This is a genomic window from uncultured Castellaniella sp., from assembly GCF_937988725.1.
GTDB lineage: Bacteria > Pseudomonadota > Gammaproteobacteria > Burkholderiales > Burkholderiaceae_B > Castellaniella.
Map to the genome: position 1 here is coordinate 127,359 of NZ_CALKHS010000003.1, position 20,249 is coordinate 147,607.

Sequence of the window (20,249 nt, forward strand, 5' to 3'; positions counted from 1 at the left end):
CCTGGCGCGCCTAGATGCCCCACTTGGCGATGATCTTGTCCAGGTCCCCGTTGGCCTTGATCTTGGCGATGCCCGCGTTCAGGGTCTTGAGGAGCTTGGCGTCGCCCTTGCGAACCACCAGGCTGATGTGGCCCACCTGGATGGATACGTAGTGGGGGGCCAGTTCGACCCCTTTGAGGTTTCCGGTCTTGATCTGGTAGGCCATGATCGGCTTGTCGCCCAGTCCGGCGTCGATGCGTCCCAGCGCCAGGTCGCGGGCCATGTCCGCGATCGAATCATAGGTGCGGATGGCCTTGAAGCCGCCCTTCTTGGTCGCGATGTTGTAGTAGACCGTGCCCGCCTGCACGCCCAGAGTCTTGCCTTGCAGGTCGTCCAGCGATTTGATGTCCGCGGTTTCCCCCTGTTTGACGATGAGGCCGTCGCCGTACTTGTCATAGACGGGATCCGTGAAGTCGACCACTTCGGCGCGGGCCGGCGTCTGGATCATGGCGGCGGAGATGAAGTCGATCTTCTTCGTGGTCAGCGAAGGGATGAGCGCCGAGAAGACGGTTTGCGTGATTTCCGCCTGGTCGCCCGAAGCCTTCGCCACGGCGTTGGCGACGTCGACCATCATGCCTTCGATCTTGCCGGTCTTGACGTCGAGGAAGGTGAAGGGGATGCCGGTCGAGGTGGCGCCCACCTTGAGCGTTTCGGCGCCGGCGGGGGCGGCGGCCAACAAGCCGGCCGCCATGCACAGCGATGCGGCGGCGAACTGGATGAAGTGTGTGGTCCTGGCCATCGGTATGTACTCCGGATATGAGCGAGTCCCTGGAACATACTGGCGGGCGGCGCTCTGTTGTGACACAGCCGGGCTTGTTGTGCGACCCGTAGCCGGGCTGACCTCCGTTCAAAGATAGTGGGAGAGTGATCGCTTATGAATTGGTATAAACCACTAATCGCATTTAAGTAATCGATAAGCGATTATTTAGGCTGCGAGAAGCTATACTTCCACTGCCGCATCGAGAGGTTCTGGCCCATGGACAAGGAATCCGTCACCGACAAACTCTTCAACCAGTCCCTGGAAAAGGGCCTGGCGGTCCTGCGCGCCTTCGGGCCGACGCGCAGGACCATGACGATCGGGGAAATCGCCGACGTGGTGGGGATCAATCGCAGCTCCGCGCAGCGGATGGTGTACACGTTGCAGCAGCTGGGGTATCTGCGCACGCACAGCAAGACGCGCCGTTACCAGTTGACCGTCCGGTCGCTGCAACTGGGTTTCGACTACCTCAGCCTGCATCCGCTGATCGGCATCGCCATTCCCTTCCTGATCGAGCTGTCCAATTTCACCCAGGAAACGGTCTGCCTGACCGAGCCGGACGACGGGGAGATGGTCTATATCGCCCGTTTCGTCAGCGCCCGCTACATTCCCATCCACATGCCGACCGGCAGCCGGATTCCGATGTACTGCACGGGTTCCGGCCGAGCCATCCTGAGCGCCCTGCCGGAAGACGAGGCGCGGGGCATCCTGGATCGGCAGCCGATCCGGGCGCACACGGTCCATACCTGCACGGACGTGGAAGCGCTGATGGATGTCCTGCGCGCGGCGCGCGCGCGGGGCTACGCCTTCAACAAGGAAGAATTGTTCCTGGGCGACATGACGCTGGCGGCCCCCGTCCTGAATGGCGAGGGGCGGCCTGTCGCGGCCGTGCACGTGGTCGTGCCGACCAGCCGGTGGGCGCTGCGCGAGGCGGAGGAAAAGATGGCGCCCGCCTTGCTGGCGTGCGCCCGTTCGCTGACGAATGCGATGCGCACGGTCGGCGACTGACGGCGGCGCGATCGCGCCGGCCGGGCCTCAGGCGGCCAGCAGCGCTTCGATGTCCGCCTGGGCCTGCGCCAGGCCGCGTTCGCGGTGCTCGGGGCCCATGTTCAGCCCTTCGGCGCGCACGGAACGGATGTCGGTGACGCCCATGAAACCGAAGATCGATTTCAGGTAGCTTTCCTGGTGTTCCATGGCCGGGTTGGCGGAATAGATGCCGCCGCGGCTCAGCGCCAGGATCACCGTCTTGTCGCCCAGCAGGCCCACCGGGCCGCTTTCGGTGTACTTGAACGTGCGGCCGGCCTGGGCCACGCGATCCAGCCAGGACTTGAGCTGGGCGGGGATCGTAAAGTTGTACATGGGCGCGCCGATGACGACGACGTCCGCCTCGATCAGCTGGCTGACCAGGGCTTCGGAGACTTCGTTCTCGCGGCGCTGGACCTCGCTGAGCGTTTCGGCCGAGCCGGGCGTCCGGAAGCCGAGCGCGTCCAGCGACAGGGGCTGGGGCGCCTGGGCGGCCAGGTCCAGGTATTCGACCTGCAGGTCGGGATGCGCGGCCCGCTGCTGCGCCACGATGTCGTGGGTCAGGCGGCGAGAGACGGAATCGGAGCCGGTGATGCTGGAATCGATGTGCAGCAGTTTCATGGAAACACCTTGTCTGAATGATGGTCGGGACGATGACCTTTGATAGGCGATATTTTCCATTACGAACCGGAAATCGATAATATGTCTGCTGCGCCGTACAGTATTCTATTTTTGAGGTGAATCCGCCATGCAGGACCTGAATGACATGCGGTATTTCGCGGAAGTCGTGGAACATGGCAGCTTCGTGGGCGCGGCCCGCGCGCTGGACCTGCCGACCTCGCGCCTGTCGAGGCGGATCGCGAAGCTGGAGGCGGAGTTGGGGGTGCGGCTCCTGAACCGCACGACGCGCAAGCTGTCCCTGACGCTCGCGGGCGAGCAGTACGTCCGTCATTGCGTCGCGGTCCGGGAAGAGGCCGATCAGGCGCATGCGGAAATCTCCCGGATTCTGGCCGAGCCGCGCGGCCCGCTGCGGGTATCCTGTCCCGTCACGCTCGCCCAGTCGGTGATTGCGCTGCTGATCCCGGACTACCTGAAACGCCATCCGCTGGTCCGGCTGGAAGTCGAGGTCACCAATCGCGTCGTCGATCTGGTCAGCGAGCGCGTGGACATCGCGTTGCGGGTGCGCCAGAGCCTGGAAGACAGCGGCAGCGCCGTCATCAAGCGGCTGGGCCTGAGCCACGGCGTGCTGGTCGCCAGCCCCGAATTGCTGCGTCGTCTCGGCCGGCCGGTTCAGCCCGCCGACCTGGAGCGGTTCGATGCGGTGGGGATGTCGGCGCAGGCCGGCAGGATCCATTTCGCCCTGATCGGGCCGCAGGGCGCGCAATGCCAGGCGGTCTGCCGCGCGCCGTGCGTCGTGGACGATCTGCTGTCGTTGCTCGATGTCATCAAGGGCGGCGTCGGCATCGGCATGATGCCCGATTACATGTGCCGGGAGGACATCGCCCAGGGCCGCCTCGAACCCGTTCTGCCCGGATGGTCCGTGCCGTCCGGCATCGTGCATGCCGCCTACCTGTCGCGCCGCGGCATGTCGCCGGCCGTGCGCTCGTTCCTGGACTACCTGGGAGAATCCATGGGCTCCGATCCGGAGGACATGCCGACGCGGCCGGCGCCGGGGGTCTATTGATGCGCGCCGTCGGGGCCGGCGGGCGCGGCTGAGGATCCCGGCGGTTGCCGGTCATTCGCCAGGATGGGGGCGATGACGGACTGCGCCCAGTCCATGAACGCCAGGGTGCGGCGCGCCAGGTGGCGGCGCCCCTGATGGAGCACGGACACGGGCAGGGGACGGGGCCGGTATTCCGGCAGGATTTCCACCATGTCGCCGGTTTCGATCAGTTGCCGCATCCGGGCTTCCGGCGCCTGGATGATGCCGATGCCTGCAAGCGCCGCCGCTTCGTAGGCGTGCACGTGATTGACCGTGAGCGCCCCCTGCATGGGCAGCAGCCCGTATCCATCCCGGACAGGGTATTCGAATCCCGGGTCGTTCGCGCCCAGATGGCCGACGTAATGGACCATGCGGTGGCGGCGCAGGTCGTCCAGCGTGCGCGGCACGCCGTGGCGCCGCAGGTACGCCGGACTGGCGCAGCTGATGAAAGGCAGGCGGCCGAGCCGGCGCGCCGCCAGATTCAGATCGCCGAGTTCCCCGACCCGGAACACGCAGTCGAATCCGCCCCGCACCAGATCGACGAACTGGTCCGTGGTGCTCATTTCCACGTTCAGCAGGGGGTGCGCGTCCAGGAATTCGGGCAGGCGGGCCAGGATCATGGTCTGCAGGATCCCGTGGGACATGTCGATGCGGATGACACCGGACAGCGCCTCGTCGCCGCTCAGGAACAGGGTCTCCAGTTCTTCGAAGTCGGCCAGCAGGTCCCGGCACCGCTGGTAGAACGCCTCGCCGTCCCGCGTCAGGCGTACGCGCCGCGTGGTGCGGTGGAGCAGCCGCGTCCCGAGCCGGTCTTCCAGGCGGCGCACGGCGCCGGACACGGTCGCCTTGGGCAGCCCCAGGCTGTCGGCCGCCGCGCTGAAGCCGCTCAGTTCCGCCACGCGCCTGAACACTTCCATATCCTGGATACGGTCCATGATTGTCTCTTGAAGTCGAACAATGTTTTCTTGATTTGTGTATTTATATCATTCATCCCGTTCAATAGAATGACCACTGATTCAACAGACTGATACCGGAGGCATCCATGCATCAAACCATTTCGCTCATCACCGGCGGCAGCCGCGGCCTGGGCCGGGATGCGGCGCTCAAGCTGGCCGATCGCGGCAACGACGTGATCCTGACCTATCGCGCGGACCGGACCGCGGCGGACGAAGTCGTGTCCCGCATCCGGGACAAGGGGCGGCGGGCAGCCGCCCTGCAGCTGGACGTCAGCGACAGCGGCGGTTTCGCCGGATTCGCCGCGCAGGTCCGCGGCGTCCTGTCCGACCAGTGGCGCAGCACGGGCTTCGACCATCTGGTGAACAACGCGGGGATGGGGATCTATGCCGCGTTCGCCGACACCACCGAGGCGCAGTTCGACGAGCTGATGCGCACCCATCTGAAAGGCCCGTTCTTCCTGACGCAGGCCTTGTTGCCTCTGCTGCGCGACGGCGGCCGGATCCTGAACGTGTCGACCGGGCTGACGCGTTTCGCGTTGCCCAATTTCGCGGCCTATGCCGTGATGAAAGGCGGGATCGAAGTGATGACGCGCTACCTGGCCAAGGAGCTGGGGCCGCGCGGCATCGCGGTGAATACCCTGGCCCCGGGCGCCATCGAGACGGATTTCCACGGCGGCGCCGTGCGCGACGACCGGGACATGAATGCCTTCGTCGCCTCGGTGACGGCGCTGGGGCGCGCAGGCAAGCCGGACGACATCGGCGACCTGGTCGCCGTCCTGCTGTCGCCGGAAAGCCGCTGGGTCAACGCCCAGCGCATCGAGGCGTCCGGCGGCATGTTCGTCTGACGCTCACTTCGTGAAATTGAAGTCCGCGTTCCACTTCTTCAGATCATCCTTGGAATACTTCATGGAATCCTCGGTGCTCATGCGGAAGTACTGCGCGGATTTGATGGGAGGCAGCGTGACGCCCAGCACCGTGGGCGAGGCGACGTCCGATCGCGCCGGGTATTCGCCGAGCTTGGAGAACACTTCCTGGCCGCGCTTGGACAGGTTGTAGTTGATGAATACCTTCGCTGCCGCGACATTCTTGGCGGCGCTGGTCATGCCCAGGTAGTAGTCGTAGACGGCCACGCCCTCGGTGGGAACGATGAACGTGAGCGGCGCGTTGTCCTTGGTGGCCAGCACCCCGATGTCGCTGACTTTGACGGTCCCGACCGAGACCTCGCCCCTGGCCAGAGCGATGGCCTCCTGCCCGAGCGAGTTGTAGATCACCGGATCCTGGCTGGCGTATTTCTTGAAGTAGTCATCTCCCAGTTTCGACAGCATGAAGCGGTTCAGCGCCGCGGTGCTGCCGCCGGATCCCCCTTGCACGATGCCGATCTTGTTCTTCCATTTTCCGCTGACCATATCGGCCCAGGATTTCGGCGCGGACGCCTTGTCGACCAACTGGGTGTTGTAGCCGATGCTGTAGACGGAGTCGAAGGTCAGGTTGAACTGGCCCTGATCCAGGCTGAGTTCCGGGGTGCCCGCGATGACGGGAGGCAGGTACTTTTGCCATACCCCGGCCTTTTTCATCGCCTGTGCGATCGGGTAGTCGGAGGTGCGGATGACGTCCGCGCCCAGTTTCCCCGCCCCTTGTTCGGACAGGACGCGTTCGGACAGCTGGTTGGGGGTCAGGCGGATCATGCTGACCTTGACGCCGGTGTCTTTCGTGAAGTTGTCGATCAGCGCTTTTTCGGCGGATTGCACGTATCCCGTGTACAGACGCAAGGTTTCCTGTCTGGCCTGCTGGTACGTGGCGCCGTCGGCGATGGTTTCCCCCTCGATGACCAGGGCGCCGTCCGCCCCGTGCGCCACGGTGGCGTAGGCGGACAGGAGCAGGGCGGCGGAGAGCGCCGGCGCCAGATATCTTTTGGTGTGGACGGTGGATGTCATATGAAGTCTCCTTGGATGGAATTCAGCTTGCCAGGCTGTGTGGTTGGTTTTGACTTGCGCTGCGGCGTTTCTCCATCGAGCCCAGGACCTGCCCCAGGATGGCGATGCAGGCGATCACGATGCAGTAGTACACGCTGACGGACGCGGCGGCCTGGATCTGGCCGTTCTCGAAGTTCTCGAACACCATGATCGACAAGATGCGCGTGTCCGACGTGAACAGGAAGATGACGGCGCTCAACTCCCGCATCGACATCATCAGGAACAGCAGGAAGGTCGACGTGATGCCGACGCGCATCAGGGGCACCGTGATCGTCCGGACGGCGCGCGAACGGTTGGCGCCCAGCAGCACGGCGCTGTCTTCCAGGTCGTTGCCGATCTGCAGGATGGAGGCCGAAATGCCCTGATACCCCTGCGGGAAGAACACGGCGATGCAGGCGATCACCAGCACCCATACGGTGCCGTAGACCGGGATGGGAATGAACAGCCAGGTCCACAGCAGGCCCATCCCCATGACGATGGACGGAATCGCCAGGGGCGTCATGGCGATGAAATCGATCAGCCCCCGGCATCCGGAGATCGTGCGGTGCCGGATGTAGGAAGCCAGAAAGCTCAGCAGGGTTCCGAAGGCCGCGGCCAGCACCGACACGATGATGCTGTTGCGCAGGCCGACGTGAAAGTCCAGGGACTGCAGCGTGGCCGACAGCCTGTCCAGCGACAGCGCGCCGGGCTGCATCAGCTGCGTGATCTTGGTGAAGAAGGGCGACGCCTGCATGGCGGTCACCAGCAGCGCGAGCATGGGCAGCACGATCGAGATCAGGAAATAGACCAGGACGTAGCCCATGATCAGCCACTTGAAGCCGCCCAGGGGCACCTTGCGGGGAATGGCGCCCTTGCCGGTGACCGTGGTGAACTTGCGCCGGCTGACCACCCGCTGCTGCAGCACCGTGAAGATCAGCAGGCCGATGGTCAGGATGACGGAGACCGCCGCGGCCTGGTTGCTCTGCGCGGGCGTCGCGCTCATCAGGCGGTAGATGAACGTGGGCAGGGTGTCGACGCGTCCCGGCATGCCGACCACCTGCGCGGCCGGGAAGTTCTGCATGGCCAGCGCGAACACCAGGATGCCCGCGCCCAGGAGCGCGGGCAGCACCAGCGGCAGCGTGATGGTCCGCAGGGTGCGGGCGAACGACGCGCCGTGGACGGCGGCGGCTTCTTCCAGATCGCCACTCATCAGCACGAAGGAGCTGCGCATCAGCAGGAAGCCGTAGGGCGCGTAGTAGATGCCCAGGACGAAGATCAGTCCGCCCAGGCTGTAGATGTTGATGGCGAAGTCCAGGCCCAGGTTTCTCAGGGCCACGTTCAGGAATCCGCTGGACGGCGAGGCCAGGAAGGACCAGGCCAGCGCCCCCACCAGGGCGGGGATGAACATGGGCGAGATGCCGACGAAGAAAATGAAGCGTTTGCCGGGCGCGTCGGTGCGCGCGCACAGGAACGCCAGCGAACCGCCGACCAGCAGCGCGATGACGGCGGCGCCCAGGCCCACGCTCAGGGAATTCACGAAGGCGTTCGCCGCGTTCGGCGTCATCAGAGAGGCGAAGTTCGCCAACGTCAGGCTGCCGAGGCCCGAGCTGCCGGGGCGGGGGACCGTGGTCGAGAGCGACGCGAGGACCACCAGGATCACCGGAATCAGGCAGAGGACGAAGAGGACGGCGCTGATTCCCGCGACGGGGGCGTGGTCGCGCCAGTAACCACGCAGCAGGTTGGCGGCCTTCATGCGGGAAGCTCCGAGGGCAGGATCTGCGCGGCGCCCGGATCCAGGCTGACGGACACGCTGTCCCCGCTGTTCAGCACGGGGCCTTCGGACGTCAGCTGCGCGGCGCTGATCTCGGGGCCCTGGTCCAGCTGGATGGCATATTGCACGTATCCGCCCTGGAAGCTGGCGACCACGACCTTCCCGGGCCAGCGGTTGGCGGCGTCCCCGGCGGCGGGCGCCCGCGGGTCCGCCGCCTGGATGCGGAAGCTTTCGGGCCGCACGCACAGGCTCATGGCGCCTGTCGTCGCAGGCACGGGCAGGCTGGAATGCACGGCCAGCGCGTGGCCGGAAAGTTCCGCGACGTGGCGGCCCGGGTCGACGCGGGTGACGCTGCAGGGGAAGACGTTGGAGACGCCCAGGAAGTCGGCGATCTGCGATGTGATCGGATTGGCGTAGATGTTCTGCGGGGTGTCGATCTGCACGATGCGTCCGCCCTGCATGATGGCGATGCGGTCCGCCAGGGCGAAGGCTTCGCTCTGGTCGTGCGTCACGTAGATGCAGGTCAGGCCCAGCCGCAGCTGCAGTTCGCGCAGTTCGACCCGCAGGCGGTCGCGCAGCCGCGCGTCCAGATTGGACAGGGGTTCGTCCAGCAGCAGCGCGCCGGGTTGCATGACCAGGCTGCGCGCCAGGGCGACCCGCTGCATCTGCCCGCCGCTCAGCAGGCTGGCGCCGCGTTCCGCGAAGGCCTGCAGGCCCACGGTCGTCAGCGCCGCCGTCACCTGTTTGCGGATGTCTTCCTTGGCGATCTTCCGGGTGGCCAGGGAATAGGCGACGTTCTCGAAGACCGTCATGTGCGGCCAGATGGCGTAGGACTGGAACACCATGCCCACGTTGCGCTTGTTGGGCGGCGTGTTGACCCCCGCTGCGCCGTCGAAGACGGTGTCGTCGCCGATGATGATCCGGCCCGAGGTGGGGCGCTCCAGGCCCGCGACGCATCGCATGGCGCTGGTCTTGCCGCAGCCCGACTGCCCCAGCAGGACGATGGATTCTCCATCCTGGATCTGGAGGTCGAATTCGTGCAGGGCGGTGAATTTTCCGTACTGCAGCTTCAGTTGCTGGATTTCGATTTTCATGTCGACCTTACCTGTGCTGGCCGGGCAGGCGTCGGCATGACCCCGCGTCGGCTCGTGATGCGGAAGCGGGGCGATCCGCCGCGCGCGCCGCCGTTGCGGCGAAGGTGTGTCTCATTGTCTGTCTCCGTATTGTTGTCGTCTGTGTTCAGCGAGGGTCGGGAAAGTATGCATCCAGGGCGTGGGTGTCGTGGAGGAAGACCATGCCTTTCATGATCTTCCGCGCGGTCCGGATCACGCCGGCCCGGGCGATCCGGATGGCGTCGCCTTCCTGTCGGATGTCCAGGGCGATGTCGATATGGCCCGCGGGATGCAGGATGGAGACGCGGCTGTCGTCCCGGTGGTCCTCGCACATGCCGTGGGGGACGGTGCCCGGGATGGCGAAACAGCTGGCCAGCGAGATCGCCCCCGTCACTGCGTGGGCCTTGTGGCAGCGGTGGGGCGTCAGATAGCGGGACTGGATCGCCTGGGGACCCGCCGGACTGGCCAGGATGGGTTTGGGCACGACGCTGTGGGTGACGTCCCCCAGCCCCATGCGCCGTCCGGCCTCCAGCCGCAGGGCTTCGATGCGTTCCATCAGGCTCGCGTCCGCATCCAGCGCTTCCGGCGTTTCGTTGCCGGACAGCCCCAGGGCGCGGGCGTCGAGGATCATGACCGGGATGGCGACGTCGATGCAGGTGGCCGCCAGGCCGTCGATCATGTCGATGCGGGAGCCCGTCGGGAACAGGGCCCCGGTGCTGCCTCCCTGGACGTCCAGAAAGTTCAGGATGATCGGGGATCCCGTGCCGGGCACGCCGTCGATGTGCGCCTCGCCCTCATAGATCGGGCGGCCGTGGGGCGTCAGGACTTCCGCCTCGACGACCGTCCTGGCATTGACGTTGTAGATGCGGACCCGGGTGATGCCGTCCTGGGCGGGCACCAGTCCTTCTTCGATGGCGAAGGGGCCCACGCCGGACAGCAGGTTGCCGCAATTGGGGCGGGTGTCGACGATGGCCTGCTCGATGCCGATCTGCGCGAACAGGTAGTCCACGTCGCAGCCCGGGCGCGACGAGCGCGAGATGATGGCGACCTTGCTGGTCAGGGAATTGCCGCCTCCCAGGCCGTTGACCTGCAGCACGTGCGGGGTCCCCATGATCTGCAGCAGGGCGCGATCGCGCTGCGCGCTGTCGGCGGGCAGGTCTTCCGCCCGGAAGTAGAGGCCTCTGGAGGTTCCCCCGCGAAGCACGACACAAGGTATTGACGTTTCCATGGGGGTTATTATGTGGAAATCGCTAGTCAGTGGATTGCAATTTTGGCAATCATAGTTGCATGGCACGCATCAATTTCGATCTGCAGGAATTACAGGCTTTCGTCGCGGTGGCGGAGAAACTGTCGTTTCGCGAAGCCGCCGATTTCCTGAGCATTTCCCCGCCCGCGCTCAGCCGCCGCATTGAAAAGCTGGAAGGGCTGCTCAGCGCCCGGTTGTTCGATCGCAGCACGCGCCGCGTCGAGCTGACCAACGTCGGCCGTGTCTTTCTGGACCGGGCGCGCCGGGCGCTGGACGAGCTGGAAAAGGGGGTGCTGGGCATCGAGGACCTGGCCGCCCACTACAGCGGCGTCGTCACGGTGGCTTGCGTGCCGTCGGTGGCCTATTACTTCCTGCCCAGCGTCATCAAGACCTTCACGCAGCTCTATCCGAAGATCCGCGTGCAGATCCTGGACGAGGGCGCCAACACGGTGCTCAACGACGTCCTGAATTTCCGCGCCGACTTCGGCGTGAACTTCATCGGGACCCAGGAAACCGATCTGCATTTCGAGCCCATTCTCAGCGAACAGTTCGTCCTGGCGGTTCCCGCCAATCACCGCTTCGCCAGGCGCCGCCAGATCCGATGGCGGGAGCTGGTCGGCGAGCGCTTCATCACGGTGGGCAAGAACAGCGGCAACCGGGTGCTGCTGGATTCGGCCCTGGCCAGCCTTCCGGCCCGGCCGACCAGCTTCTTCGAGGTGGCCCACGTGTCCTCGCTGCTGGGGCTGGTCGAAGTCGGCCTGGGGGTGGCCGCCGTGCCCAAGCTCGCCCTGTCGGCGGAGAACCGCTCGACGCACAAGGGCATCGCCCTGATCGAGCCCGAGGTCTCCCGCACCCTGGGGCTGCTTTACCGCAAGAACAACGAACTCTCACCCACGGCGAGAGTGCTGTACGACCTGATCAAGAGCGAGGCCCTGCGCCGCTAGCGCCGGCCCGCGGCCGCCGGGGCGGGGGCTTGCGGCCCGGACGGGGTTTCCACCTGCTCGAAGTGCTGCTTGAGCGTTTCGTAGACATGCAGGGTCAAGGGACTGATCGTGTCCTTGCGCGTCCAGAGCCTGTAGGTGATGGGCGCGAGCGTGGGCAGGCCGTCCGCTTCCCCCAGCACGCGCATGTCGGCGCCCAGGAACTCGATGCTGCGCGCCGTGACGCCCAGCCCGGCCCGGACGGCGGCCTTGATCCCCACGAGCGTCGGCGCCAGGTAGTTGATGCGCCAGGTCAGGCGCGTCTGCTCCAGGGCCTGCAGCGCGATCTTGCGGAAGATGCTCCGTTCGTCGGCCAGGATGAGCGGCAGCGGCGAGCGCTTGTTGTAGGCGTAGTCCGCCGCGCAGATCCAGACGGTCGGCGAGGTGCGCAGGGCGAAGCCGTTCAGGCTGGCGTCCTGGCGGGTGGAGATGGTCAGGTCGATGTCCCCGGATTCGAGGGCGTCCATCAGGAACGGGCTGCGGTCCACCCGGATTTCCAGCCAGACCTTCGGCATCTGACGGGCGATGTGCGTCAGGATGGGCGGCAGGATCGTGTCCGCGACGTCCAGCGGCGCGCCCAGGCGGATCTGGCCTTCCATCTGCTTCTGGCCGACCGTGCGCAGCGCCTCGTCGTTGATGGCCAGCAGCCGGCGTCCGTAGTCGGCCAGTTGCTGGCCCTGGGGAGTCAGAACCCTGCTTCGCCCTTTCTTCTGGAACAGGGGGAATCCCATTTGCGATTCCAGGCGCTGCATCTGCTGGGTGATGGCGGACTGCGTCTTGAACAGGGTCTCGGCGGCGCCGGAAAATCTATTAGTTTGTTCAATGGTTACCAAAGTCCTGATCAGATTCAGATCCAGATTTTTCATAGGGAAATCCCTTGTTCGTCATGCACCGAGAGAGAGCATCTCTATAGATAAAAGATTAGCACCTCTTATGTTTTAGCCAACATAATTAATTTGTTCCCACCCTGATCCCCCCGTATATTTTTCTCATCCACAGGAGATTGAAATGACCCCAACACACGAAAAGCAGATGGCCGTCGCCCGGTTTCTCGATCTGGCCCGGGAGCAGACCGCGGGCGCCGTGACGCGCGAGAACCTGTCCGCCGTCCTGGATGGCCTGATCAAGATCGCGGCTCACCGGGAATGGTGGTCCGAAGATGAATATCCGAAGCCCGAGCAGGGGGAACTGCAGGCGCGCTACCTGATTTCCGAAGACGCCGACAGCACCTACGCCCTGTACTTGAACGTCATGCGGCCGGGCAAGAAGATCGTGCCGCACGACCACACGACCTGGGCCTGCATCGCCGCAGTGGAAGGCACTGAAACGAATTACCTGTACGAACGCACGGATGGCGGCAGCGAGGCCGGCCCCGCGACCCTGAAACAGACCGGCCAGATGCAGGTCGGTCCCGGCACGGGGATCGCCCTGCTGGCGGACGACATCCATGCGGTGCATATCGACGACGAAGGCGGCATCCGCCACCTGCACATGTACGGCCTGGCGCTGGAGAAGCTGCACAAGAGGCTGGCCTACGACATGGAGAGCAACACCTGCAAGGTCATGTCCGTCGGCGTCCAGACGCGTCGGAGCGGCAACTGATGACTTCCGTGTCACGGGCGTCCCTCCTGGCCAGACTGGGCCGGCCGTCGTCTGGCTGGGCCAATACGCCCATTGTGAAAGGCAGCACCTTCCTGTTCGACAACATCGCGCAGTGGCGCGAAGCCAGGACCCGCCGGCAAAGCGAGCGCGTGCTGTCGTATGGCGCGCGCGGCAACGAGACCGTCTATGCGCTGGAGGACGCCATCACGGCCCTGGAGGGCGGCTATCGCTCCAAGCTGTTTCCGACGGGCCTGGCCGCGATCGCGGCGACGTTCCTGGCCTATCTGAAGGCGGGCGATCACGTGCTGCTTTCGGACGGCGCATACCAGCCGGCCAAGCGGCTGTGCGCGGATCAGCTGAGCCGGTACGGCATCGCGCACAGCTTCTTCGATGCCCGGGATGCGGACTGGCGCCGCCACCTGCGCCCCGAGACCCGCATGGTCTATGTGGAATCCCCCGGTTCCCTGCTGTATGACATGTGCGATCTTCCCGAGATGTCGCGGGAATGCCGCCGGCGCGGGATCCTGCTTTGCGCCGACAACACCTGGGGCTCGTCCCTGAATTACCAGCCTCTGGAACTGGGGTGCGACGTCTCCATCCTGGCGGCCACCAAGTACCTCGGGGGCCATTCCGACGTCATGATGGGCTCGGTCACGACGCTCGAGGAGCACTTCCAGCCCCTGGAGGACATCAGCGTCAACCTGGGGCAGGTCGTCTCGGCCGAAGACGCCTTCCTGGTGCTGCGCGGCTTGCGGACCTTGCAGCTGCGCCTGGAACGGCATGCCAGCGGCGCCCTGGAAATCGCTGGCTGGCTGGGCTCGCAAGCCGCTATCCGCACGGTCTGGCATCCCGCCTTGCCCGGCGATGCCAATCACGCGCTGTGGCGGCGCGACGCCCGGGGCGGCAACGGCTTGCTGACGGTGGAATTCGATCCCGCCCTCGACCCGGAGCGGGTGGAACAGGCCATCGATCGCCTGGAATTCTTCGGCATCGGCTCGTCCTGGGGCGGCTACGAAAGCCTCGTGCTGCCCATCGAAGCCTCCGGCACCCGGCTGGCCCGGGAGGCGGAAAAGCCGGGATATCTGCTGCGGCTGCACGTCGGTCTCGAAGACCCCGCCGATTTGAAATCGGACCTGGAACGGCTGCTTGCCGCGCTGGGCTGAACGAACGATCCCTTAATTTGAAAATCCGATGATGAATCCGACCACTCCGCAATATGTTGAAGCGCGCCAGCTGAAGCGCTGGATCCATGATGGCGCCGAACTGGCCTTGCTCGACGTCAGGGAACATGGGCAGTACGGCGAAGATCACCTCTTCTTCGCGACGCCGCTTCCCTACAGCGGTCTCGAGCTTGCCGTCCTGCGCCTGGTGCCGCGCAAGGCGACCCGCGTCGTGGTGTACGGCGACGAGGCGACCGAAGGGGCCGTGCGCTCGTCGGCCGACGCGCTGCTGCGGCTGGGCTATTCGAACGTGCACATTCTGCGGGGCGGCATCGAGGCCTGGAAGGCGGCGGGTCATGCCACGTTCGCGGGCGTGAACCTGCCCAGCAAGACCTTCGGCGAACTTGCCGAGCATGCCTACAAGACGCCCAGCGTGTCCGCCAGCGAGCTGTACGGCATGTTGAACGACGGAAGCAGCAAGGTGGTGGTGCTCGATGGCCGCCCGATACCGGAATACCGGAAGATGAACATTCCCGGTTCGTATTGCTGCCCGAACGGCGAACTGGCCCTGCGGGCGCAGGAACTGGCGCCGGACCCGGACACCACCATCGTGGTGAACTGCGCGGGCCGGACGCGCAGCATCATCGGCGCCCAGACCTTGATTCATCTGGATGTTCCCAACAAGGTCTATGCCCTGGAAAACGGCACGCAGGGCTGGTTTCTGGAAGACCTGCCCCTCGAACACGGCTCCAGCCGCCTGTATCCCGATCACGTCGCCGAGTCGGCCCAGGCCGGGCTGCGCGAACGCGCGGCCCGCCTGGCCAGCCGGTTCAAGATCGGCGCCGTCGACGCCGGCCAGGTGCGCGAATGGCTGCGGGACGACGCGCGCACGGTCTTCCTGTGCGATGTCCGCACGGAAGAGGAATTCAATGCCGGGGGCCTGCCGTCACTGGTGCAGCACGCGCCGGGCGGTCAGCTGATCCAGGCCACCGACCAGTATCTCGGCGTCCGTGGGGCGCGGGTGGTCCTGTGCGACCTGGACGGCATCCGCGCGCCCGTCGTGGCCAGCTGGTTGAAGCAGCTGGGCTGGGATGTCTGCCTGCTGAAGAATCCCGAGGCGCTGGGCGAATTGCCCCAGGCCCCTTCGTACGCCCCGGACCTTGGCCACACGACGATCCTGTCCGCGGATCACCTGGCGGAATATGTGCGGTCCCATCCCCAGGCCCTGGTGCTGGACGCCCGGCCCAGTTCACAATACCGGGCCCTGTCTCTTCGGGACTCCGCGTGGGTGATCCGGCCCGCGCTGGCGACCCATGTCGATGACGCGGCGTCCGGGCCCGTCCTGATCCTGGGCGCCGGGCTGGCGGCCCTGAGCCTGCTGGCCCGGGACCTGGAAGAGGCGGGTTGCCGTTCGGTCGCGCTGTGCGTCGTGGATGCGGCCGGCCTGAAGGCCAGCGGGCTGCCCCTGGTGGCCGATGGCGATCGCCTGCCGGATTCCGCCTGCATCGACTATCTGTTTTTCGTGCACGACCGTCATGATGGCAATAAAGAGGCGGCGCGGAAGTATCTGGAATGGGAAACCAATCTGGTCGCCCAGCTCGACGAGCAGGAGCGGAACACCTTTTCAATCGGCATTTAGTGCCTGTACAGGAGACAAGACATGACAGATAAATTCAAGAAGATTGCGGCATTTTCCATCCTGGCGCTGATGGCGGGGTGGGCGGGGAGCGCGTCCGCGAACCGGCTCGACGACATCAAGCAGCGCGGCACGCTGATCTGCGGAACGCAGAATGCGAGCTCGCCATACGGGTTCCAGGACCCGAAGACCCGCGAATACGTCGGCTACGACGTGGACATGTGCCAGGCGATCGCCAAGCAGCTGGGCGTCAAGCTGCAGCACAAGCCGCTGTCGACCGAGGCGCGCATCCCGGAAGTCAAGATGGGGCGCGTCGACATCGTGGCGGGTTCGGTCGCGTGGCTGCCGAAGCGGGCCGAGCAGGTGGACTTCAGCCTGCAGTACCTGCAGGGCTACATCAAGGTCCTGGTCAAGGAAAACGCGGGCATCAAGACGCTGGCGGATCTCAAGGGCAAGAAGGTCTGCGCCTCCTCGGGCTCCAGTTCGGCGGCGATCGCCCAGAAGGTGCTCAAGGGCACCGACGTCCTGACGTTCCAGAACATTTCCCAGTGCTATCTGGGGCTGCAGAACGACAAGGTCGCCGGCGTGACGGCCGGGGAACTGGTCCTCCTGCGATTCGCCAACGATTCCAAGGGAACCGATTCCCCGACGACGCTGGTGCCCGAGCCCACCTATACCGAGCATATCGGCATCATCATGAACAAGGGAGAGCCCGAGCTCAAGAAAGCCGTCGATCAGGCCATCCTGGACCTGGACAAATCGGGGGAGTTGACCGGAATCTTCGACAAGTGGATGGGCGCCGGCTCGATTTACAAGCTGACGCGCAGCTTCAAGGTCGGGCCTGTCGACGCCGACGTCGCTTCTAAATAACAGCGAGGAAGGGGCGCAATCGCGCCCCTCGTGATTCATGGACCTGTCTTTTTCAATGCTCTCCGACCCGGAGCTGCTGCGCATGCTCGCGGATGGGGTGGCCACCACGCTGCGGCTGTTTGCGGGGGCCTTCGTGTGCGGATTTTCCATCGCCCTGCTGCTGTCCGCGATCAATCTGGCGCCCTCGCGAATCGTTCGCGCAGTGATCGCGCTGTACGTGGAATACCACCGCAACGTGCCCACGGTCGTCCAGATCATGGTCTGGTACTTCGGCATGCCGGAGGTGCTGCCGCAGGCGATCCGGCTGTGGATCAACCAGGGCAATACGGAATTTTCCTTCGCCCTGATCGCGCTCTCCCTGAACGTCAGCGCTTATTACTATGAAGACATCCGGTCGGGCATCAAGGCCATCGCCCGGACGCAGATCGAAGCGGCCCGCGCCATCGGCCTGGGCGCGATGCAGGCCCTGAAATATGTCGTCCTGCCGCAAGCCGTGCGGTACGCCGTGCCGCCCATCATCAACCGGTCGCTCATCCTGTTCAAGGACACCAGCCTCGCCATGGTGATCGGCGTCACGGAGCTGACCTATCAGGTCAAGAAAATAGAGAACGCCACCTTCCAGACGTTCCAGATCTTCGTGATCTCGACCCTGATCTATCTGGCCATCTGCCTGCTGATCAGCGCCCTGGGCGCGCAGGTCGCGCGCCGGTACCCCGCCAACTTCAAGAGCTGACCGATCATGATGGATTTCCTGCATACCTACGGCATGATGTTCCTGGTCGGCTCATGGCCCAATGGCCAGGTCGGCGGCTTCGCGGGGACCTTGCTGCTGGCGGGCCTGGGGCTGGGGCTGGCCTTTCCGTTCGCCTTGCTGATCGGCATCGCCAGAACGTCCGGCATCCGGTCCGTCAAGACGGTCGCCACGATCTGGGTGTATACCTTCCGGTCGATCCCGCTGATCATGATCATCTTCTGGGCCTACTTCATGCTGCCGGTGCTGACGGGCATGGAGATCCCGCCCTTTTCGACCGCATTGTGCGCCATCGTCGTGTATGAATCGGCGTTCCTGGCCGAGATCATCCGGGCCGGCCTGGAATCGCTGCCCAGGGGGCAGGTCGAGGCATCGCGGGCGATCGGCCTGGGCTATTTCAAGACGCTGACGTCCATCCAGCTGCCGCAGGCGCTGAGCAACATGATCCCTTCGCTGTTGAACCAGTTCGTGTCGACGATCAAGGCGACCTCGATCGTCTACATCATCGGGGTCCAGGAGGCCACCTTTTCGGCGCAGCAGATCAACAGCATCGAGCTGACCGGCACCCTGCGCACCTACCTGATCCTGGCGCTGTTCTATTTCCTGCTCTGCGCCCTGCTGTCCAGGCTGTCGAAGGTCCTGGAAACCCACCTGTACAACAGGCGCATGGGCGTCGCGGCATGACACACAATGGAGAGACAAATGATCCAATTCGAAGGCGTGAACAAGTGGTACAAGCAGTACCACGCCCTGAACAACATCTGCGGCGAAGTCAGCCAGGGAGAAGTCCTGGTGGTGTGCGGGCCTTCGGGCTCGGGCAAATCGACCATGATCCGCACCATCAACCGCCTGGAGGAAATCCAGGGCGGCACGATCCGGGTGGAGGGCCGGGATGTGGCCGACAGCAGCCTGGACATCAATCGCCTGCGCGCGGGCATCGGTTTCGTATTCCAGCAGTTCAACCTGTTTCCGCATCTGTCCGTGAAGGAAAACATCGCCTTGTCGCCGATCAAGGTCGGCGGCATGTCGCGCAAGGATGCCTATGCCCTGGCGGAAACGCTGCTCGAGAAGGTCGGGCTGGCGTCCAAGCTGGATGAAATGCCGGCGAATCTGTCCGGGGGACAGCAGCAGCGCGTCGCCATCGCCCGCGCGCTGGCCCAGAAGCCGCCGCTGATCCTGTTCGACGAGCCGACCAGCGCGCTGGATCCGGAAATGGTGGGCGAGGTCCTCAGCGTCATGAAGACGCTGGCCGCGGACGGGATGACCATGGTCTGCGTCACGCACGAAATGAATTTCGCCCGCGAGGTCGCGGACCGCATCTGGTTCATGGACCAGGGCGAAATCCTGGAAGACAGCACGCCGGAATCCTTCTTCAATGCCCCCAGGCATGACCGGGCCAAGAAATTCCTGGCGGACATCCTGCACTAAGAGCGCAAGGCTGCGGCGCCCCTGGCGAATGCGGCCCGGTACCGCCACAGCAGCATCAGGCAGATGCTGGCAGGCGCCATCAGGGTCGCATAGGCGAATCCGTAGCTGCCGGACAGCGACGCGATCCAGCCGAAGATCGGCGGTCCGACGACCACCCCCAGGAAGGTCATGGCCAGCGTGCCGCCGGTGGCGACGCTGGCCTGGCCGGCGGGGGCCTGGCGGGCGACTTCGGCCAGGTACACGCCGTTCCAGCCGATGGCGCTGCCGCCGAACAGGCACAGCACCACCAGCGCGACGGCATCCGAGTCGATCATCCGCAGCAGCGGGGTGCAGAAGGCGCACAGGGCGATCAGGGCGGACAGGCCGGCCAGAGTCCTGACGGGACCGAAGTAATGGTCCGACAGGTAGCCCCACAGCAGGCGGCCGCCGACGCCGGCGGCCTGGGACACCGCCAGAATGAAGCCGGCCGCGATCAGGTCCATCCCCAGGTCGTGGTTCAGGAACGTCACCAGGTACGAGGTCAGGGAAAGCTGGGCGATGGAAAACAGGAAAGAGACGCCGGCCAGCACCGCCAGGCTGCGATGGCTGAAGACCAGCTTCAGCGGCCCGATCAGGCCGTTGCCGGCGGACAGCTTCTGCCTGGGGTCCTGGTCCGCGTCCAGCGCCGGGCGCAGGGGCTGGATCGCCAGGGCGCACAGCAGATTGGCGGCGGCGACGATCATGAAGGCGGCCTGCCAGCCGGTCCAGTGGGCCAGGCCCGGCACGATCAGGCCGGCCAGCACGCCGCCCAGGGGAACGCCCGTCTGCTTGATCGAAAAGACGAAGGACATGCGGTGGGCGGGCGTGGTGCGGGCCAGCAGGTGGGAACTGGCCGGCGTGATGGGGCCGTAGCCCAGCCCGACCAGCAGGGCGCCGACGGCCATGACAGGCACCGAGGGAATCGTGCACAGCAGCAGACCCAGCGCGCACACCACCATGCCGGCCTGGCTGGCGCGGATCGCGCCGTAGCGCCGGGTGGCGGACCCGGACAGCAGGCTGGCGGCCATGGCGCCCAGGTAGGCCAGGGCCACGTAGACGCCGACGTAGGCGGCCGGCACCCGCAGCACGTCCGCGATGACCGGGGCGATGGCCGGCAGGGTCAGCAGGGACATCGACACCAGCGACTGGATGGTCAGGGTGGCGGCCAGCGTCAGCGCGGACGATGCGAGGGGAGGAGCGGAATCAGTCGCAGTAGACACAATGGATCACGTCGGGCCTTGGTGCC

Annotated in this window: 20 protein-coding genes; 11 read left to right on the top strand and 9 right to left on the bottom strand. The window is 65.2% G+C overall.

The window, feature by feature from the left end:
* Window positions 1-10: 10 nt before the first annotated feature.
* Complete coding sequence (locus Q0263_RS02020) at window positions 11-730, bottom strand: ABC transporter substrate-binding protein (protein WP_298013372.1); 720 nt, start codon at window positions 728-730, stop codon at window positions 11-13.
* A 285-nt stretch (window positions 731-1,015) separates the two neighbouring features.
* Here Q0263_RS02020 and Q0263_RS02025 point away from each other — a divergent pair, with 285 nt between their 5' ends.
* On the top strand, window positions 1,016-1,804 hold the full coding sequence (locus tag Q0263_RS02025) for an IclR family transcriptional regulator (protein WP_298012864.1): 789 nt from the start codon (window positions 1,016-1,018) through the stop codon (window positions 1,802-1,804).
* Window positions 1,805-1,831: 27 nt separating this feature from the next.
* Here Q0263_RS02025 and Q0263_RS02030 read toward each other — a convergent pair whose 3' ends face one another.
* Window positions 1,832-2,440: an NAD(P)H-dependent oxidoreductase gene (locus tag Q0263_RS02030; protein WP_298012865.1), complete on the bottom strand. Its 609-nt coding sequence runs from the start codon at window positions 2,438-2,440 to the stop codon at window positions 1,832-1,834.
* Between the two features lie 127 nt (window positions 2,441-2,567).
* On the opposite strand from Q0263_RS02030, the gene Q0263_RS02035 reads away from it, so the two are divergent.
* The gene (locus Q0263_RS02035; protein WP_298012866.1) at window positions 2,568-3,503 is read left to right on the top strand and encodes a LysR family transcriptional regulator; all 936 of its coding nucleotides are present in this window, start codon (window positions 2,568-2,570) and stop codon (window positions 3,501-3,503) included.
* Here Q0263_RS02035 and Q0263_RS02040 read toward each other — a convergent pair.
* On the bottom strand, window positions 3,497-4,456 hold the full coding sequence (locus Q0263_RS02040) for a LysR family transcriptional regulator (protein ID WP_298012867.1): 960 nt from the start codon (window positions 4,454-4,456) through the stop codon (window positions 3,497-3,499). The genes Q0263_RS02035 and Q0263_RS02040 overlap by 7 nt on opposite strands.
* Before the next feature lie 107 nt (window positions 4,457-4,563).
* On the opposite strand from Q0263_RS02040, the gene Q0263_RS02045 reads away from it, so the two are divergent.
* Window positions 4,564-5,322: an SDR family oxidoreductase gene (locus Q0263_RS02045; protein ID WP_298012868.1), complete on the top strand. Its 759-nt coding sequence runs from the start codon at window positions 4,564-4,566 to the stop codon at window positions 5,320-5,322.
* A 3-nt stretch (window positions 5,323-5,325) separates the two neighbouring features.
* On the opposite strand, the gene Q0263_RS02050 is transcribed toward Q0263_RS02045, so the two are convergent.
* The 4 genes from Q0263_RS02050 to Q0263_RS02065 form a co-directional block, all read right to left on the bottom strand.
* Entirely contained in the window at window positions 5,326-6,411 is a 1,086-nt protein-coding gene (locus tag Q0263_RS02050) for an extracellular solute-binding protein (RefSeq protein ID WP_298012869.1), read from the bottom strand.
* A gap of 22 nt (window positions 6,412-6,433) precedes the next feature.
* Entirely contained in the window at window positions 6,434-8,182 is a 1,749-nt protein-coding gene (locus Q0263_RS02055; protein ID WP_298012870.1) for an iron ABC transporter permease, read from the bottom strand.
* Window positions 8,179-9,294 (bottom strand): ABC transporter ATP-binding protein, encoded by a 1,116-nt coding sequence (locus tag Q0263_RS02060; RefSeq protein WP_298012871.1) that lies wholly within the window; start codon window positions 9,292-9,294, stop codon window positions 8,179-8,181. The genes Q0263_RS02055 and Q0263_RS02060 overlap by 4 nt, the downstream gene beginning before the upstream one ends.
* Window positions 9,295-9,439: 145 nt before the next feature.
* Window positions 9,440-10,540, bottom strand: coding sequence for a 4-oxalomesaconate tautomerase (locus tag Q0263_RS02065; protein WP_298012872.1), 1,101 nt, complete (start codon window positions 10,538-10,540; stop codon window positions 9,440-9,442).
* A 59-nt stretch (window positions 10,541-10,599) separates the two neighbouring features.
* On the opposite strand from Q0263_RS02065, the gene Q0263_RS02070 reads away from it, so the two are divergent.
* Complete coding sequence (locus Q0263_RS02070; protein ID WP_298012873.1) at window positions 10,600-11,502, top strand: LysR family transcriptional regulator; 903 nt, start codon at window positions 10,600-10,602, stop codon at window positions 11,500-11,502.
* On the opposite strand, the gene Q0263_RS02075 is transcribed toward Q0263_RS02070, so the two are convergent.
* Complete coding sequence (locus Q0263_RS02075) at window positions 11,499-12,404, bottom strand: LysR substrate-binding domain-containing protein (RefSeq protein WP_298012875.1); 906 nt, start codon at window positions 12,402-12,404, stop codon at window positions 11,499-11,501. The genes Q0263_RS02070 and Q0263_RS02075 overlap by 4 nt on opposite strands.
* A 166-nt stretch (window positions 12,405-12,570) precedes the next feature.
* Here Q0263_RS02075 and Q0263_RS02080 point away from each other — a divergent pair, with 166 nt between their 5' ends.
* The 7 genes from Q0263_RS02080 to Q0263_RS02110 are packed head-to-tail and all read left to right on the top strand — an operon-like array spanning window position 12,571 to window position 18,985.
* On the top strand, window positions 12,571-13,140 hold the full coding sequence (locus Q0263_RS02080; RefSeq protein WP_298013374.1) for a hypothetical protein: 570 nt from the start codon (window positions 12,571-12,573) through the stop codon (window positions 13,138-13,140).
* Window positions 13,140-14,303 carry a PLP-dependent aspartate aminotransferase family protein gene (locus tag Q0263_RS02085; protein ID WP_298012877.1) on the top strand — a complete coding sequence of 388 codons (1,164 nt, stop codon included), beginning with the start codon at window positions 13,140-13,142 and terminating at the stop codon, window positions 14,301-14,303. The genes Q0263_RS02080 and Q0263_RS02085 overlap by 1 nt, the downstream gene beginning before the upstream one ends.
* A gap of 28 nt (window positions 14,304-14,331) precedes the next feature.
* Window positions 14,332-15,939, top strand: coding sequence for a rhodanese-like domain-containing protein (locus Q0263_RS02090; protein ID WP_298012878.1), 1,608 nt, complete (start codon window positions 14,332-14,334; stop codon window positions 15,937-15,939).
* 21 nt (window positions 15,940-15,960) lie between these two features.
* The gene (locus tag Q0263_RS02095) at window positions 15,961-16,806 is read left to right on the top strand and encodes an ABC transporter substrate-binding protein (protein ID WP_298012880.1); all 846 of its coding nucleotides are present in this window, start codon (window positions 15,961-15,963) and stop codon (window positions 16,804-16,806) included.
* 55 nt (window positions 16,807-16,861) lie between these two features.
* The gene (locus Q0263_RS02100) at window positions 16,862-17,539 is read left to right on the top strand and encodes an amino acid ABC transporter permease (RefSeq protein ID WP_298012882.1); all 678 of its coding nucleotides are present in this window, start codon (window positions 16,862-16,864) and stop codon (window positions 17,537-17,539) included.
* 6 nt (window positions 17,540-17,545) lie between these two features.
* Window positions 17,546-18,241, top strand: a complete 696-nt coding sequence (locus Q0263_RS02105) for an amino acid ABC transporter permease (RefSeq protein WP_298012884.1) — start codon at window positions 17,546-17,548, stop codon at window positions 18,239-18,241.
* Window positions 18,242-18,259: 18 nt separating this feature from the next.
* On the top strand, window positions 18,260-18,985 hold the full coding sequence (locus tag Q0263_RS02110; protein ID WP_298012886.1) for an amino acid ABC transporter ATP-binding protein: 726 nt from the start codon (window positions 18,260-18,262) through the stop codon (window positions 18,983-18,985).
* Here Q0263_RS02110 and Q0263_RS02115 read toward each other — a convergent pair.
* Entirely contained in the window at window positions 18,982-20,223 is a 1,242-nt protein-coding gene (locus Q0263_RS02115) for an MFS transporter (RefSeq protein WP_298012888.1), read from the bottom strand. The two genes, Q0263_RS02110 and Q0263_RS02115, sit on opposite strands and share 4 nt — an antisense overlap.
* Window positions 20,224-20,249: the final 26 nt, after the last annotated feature.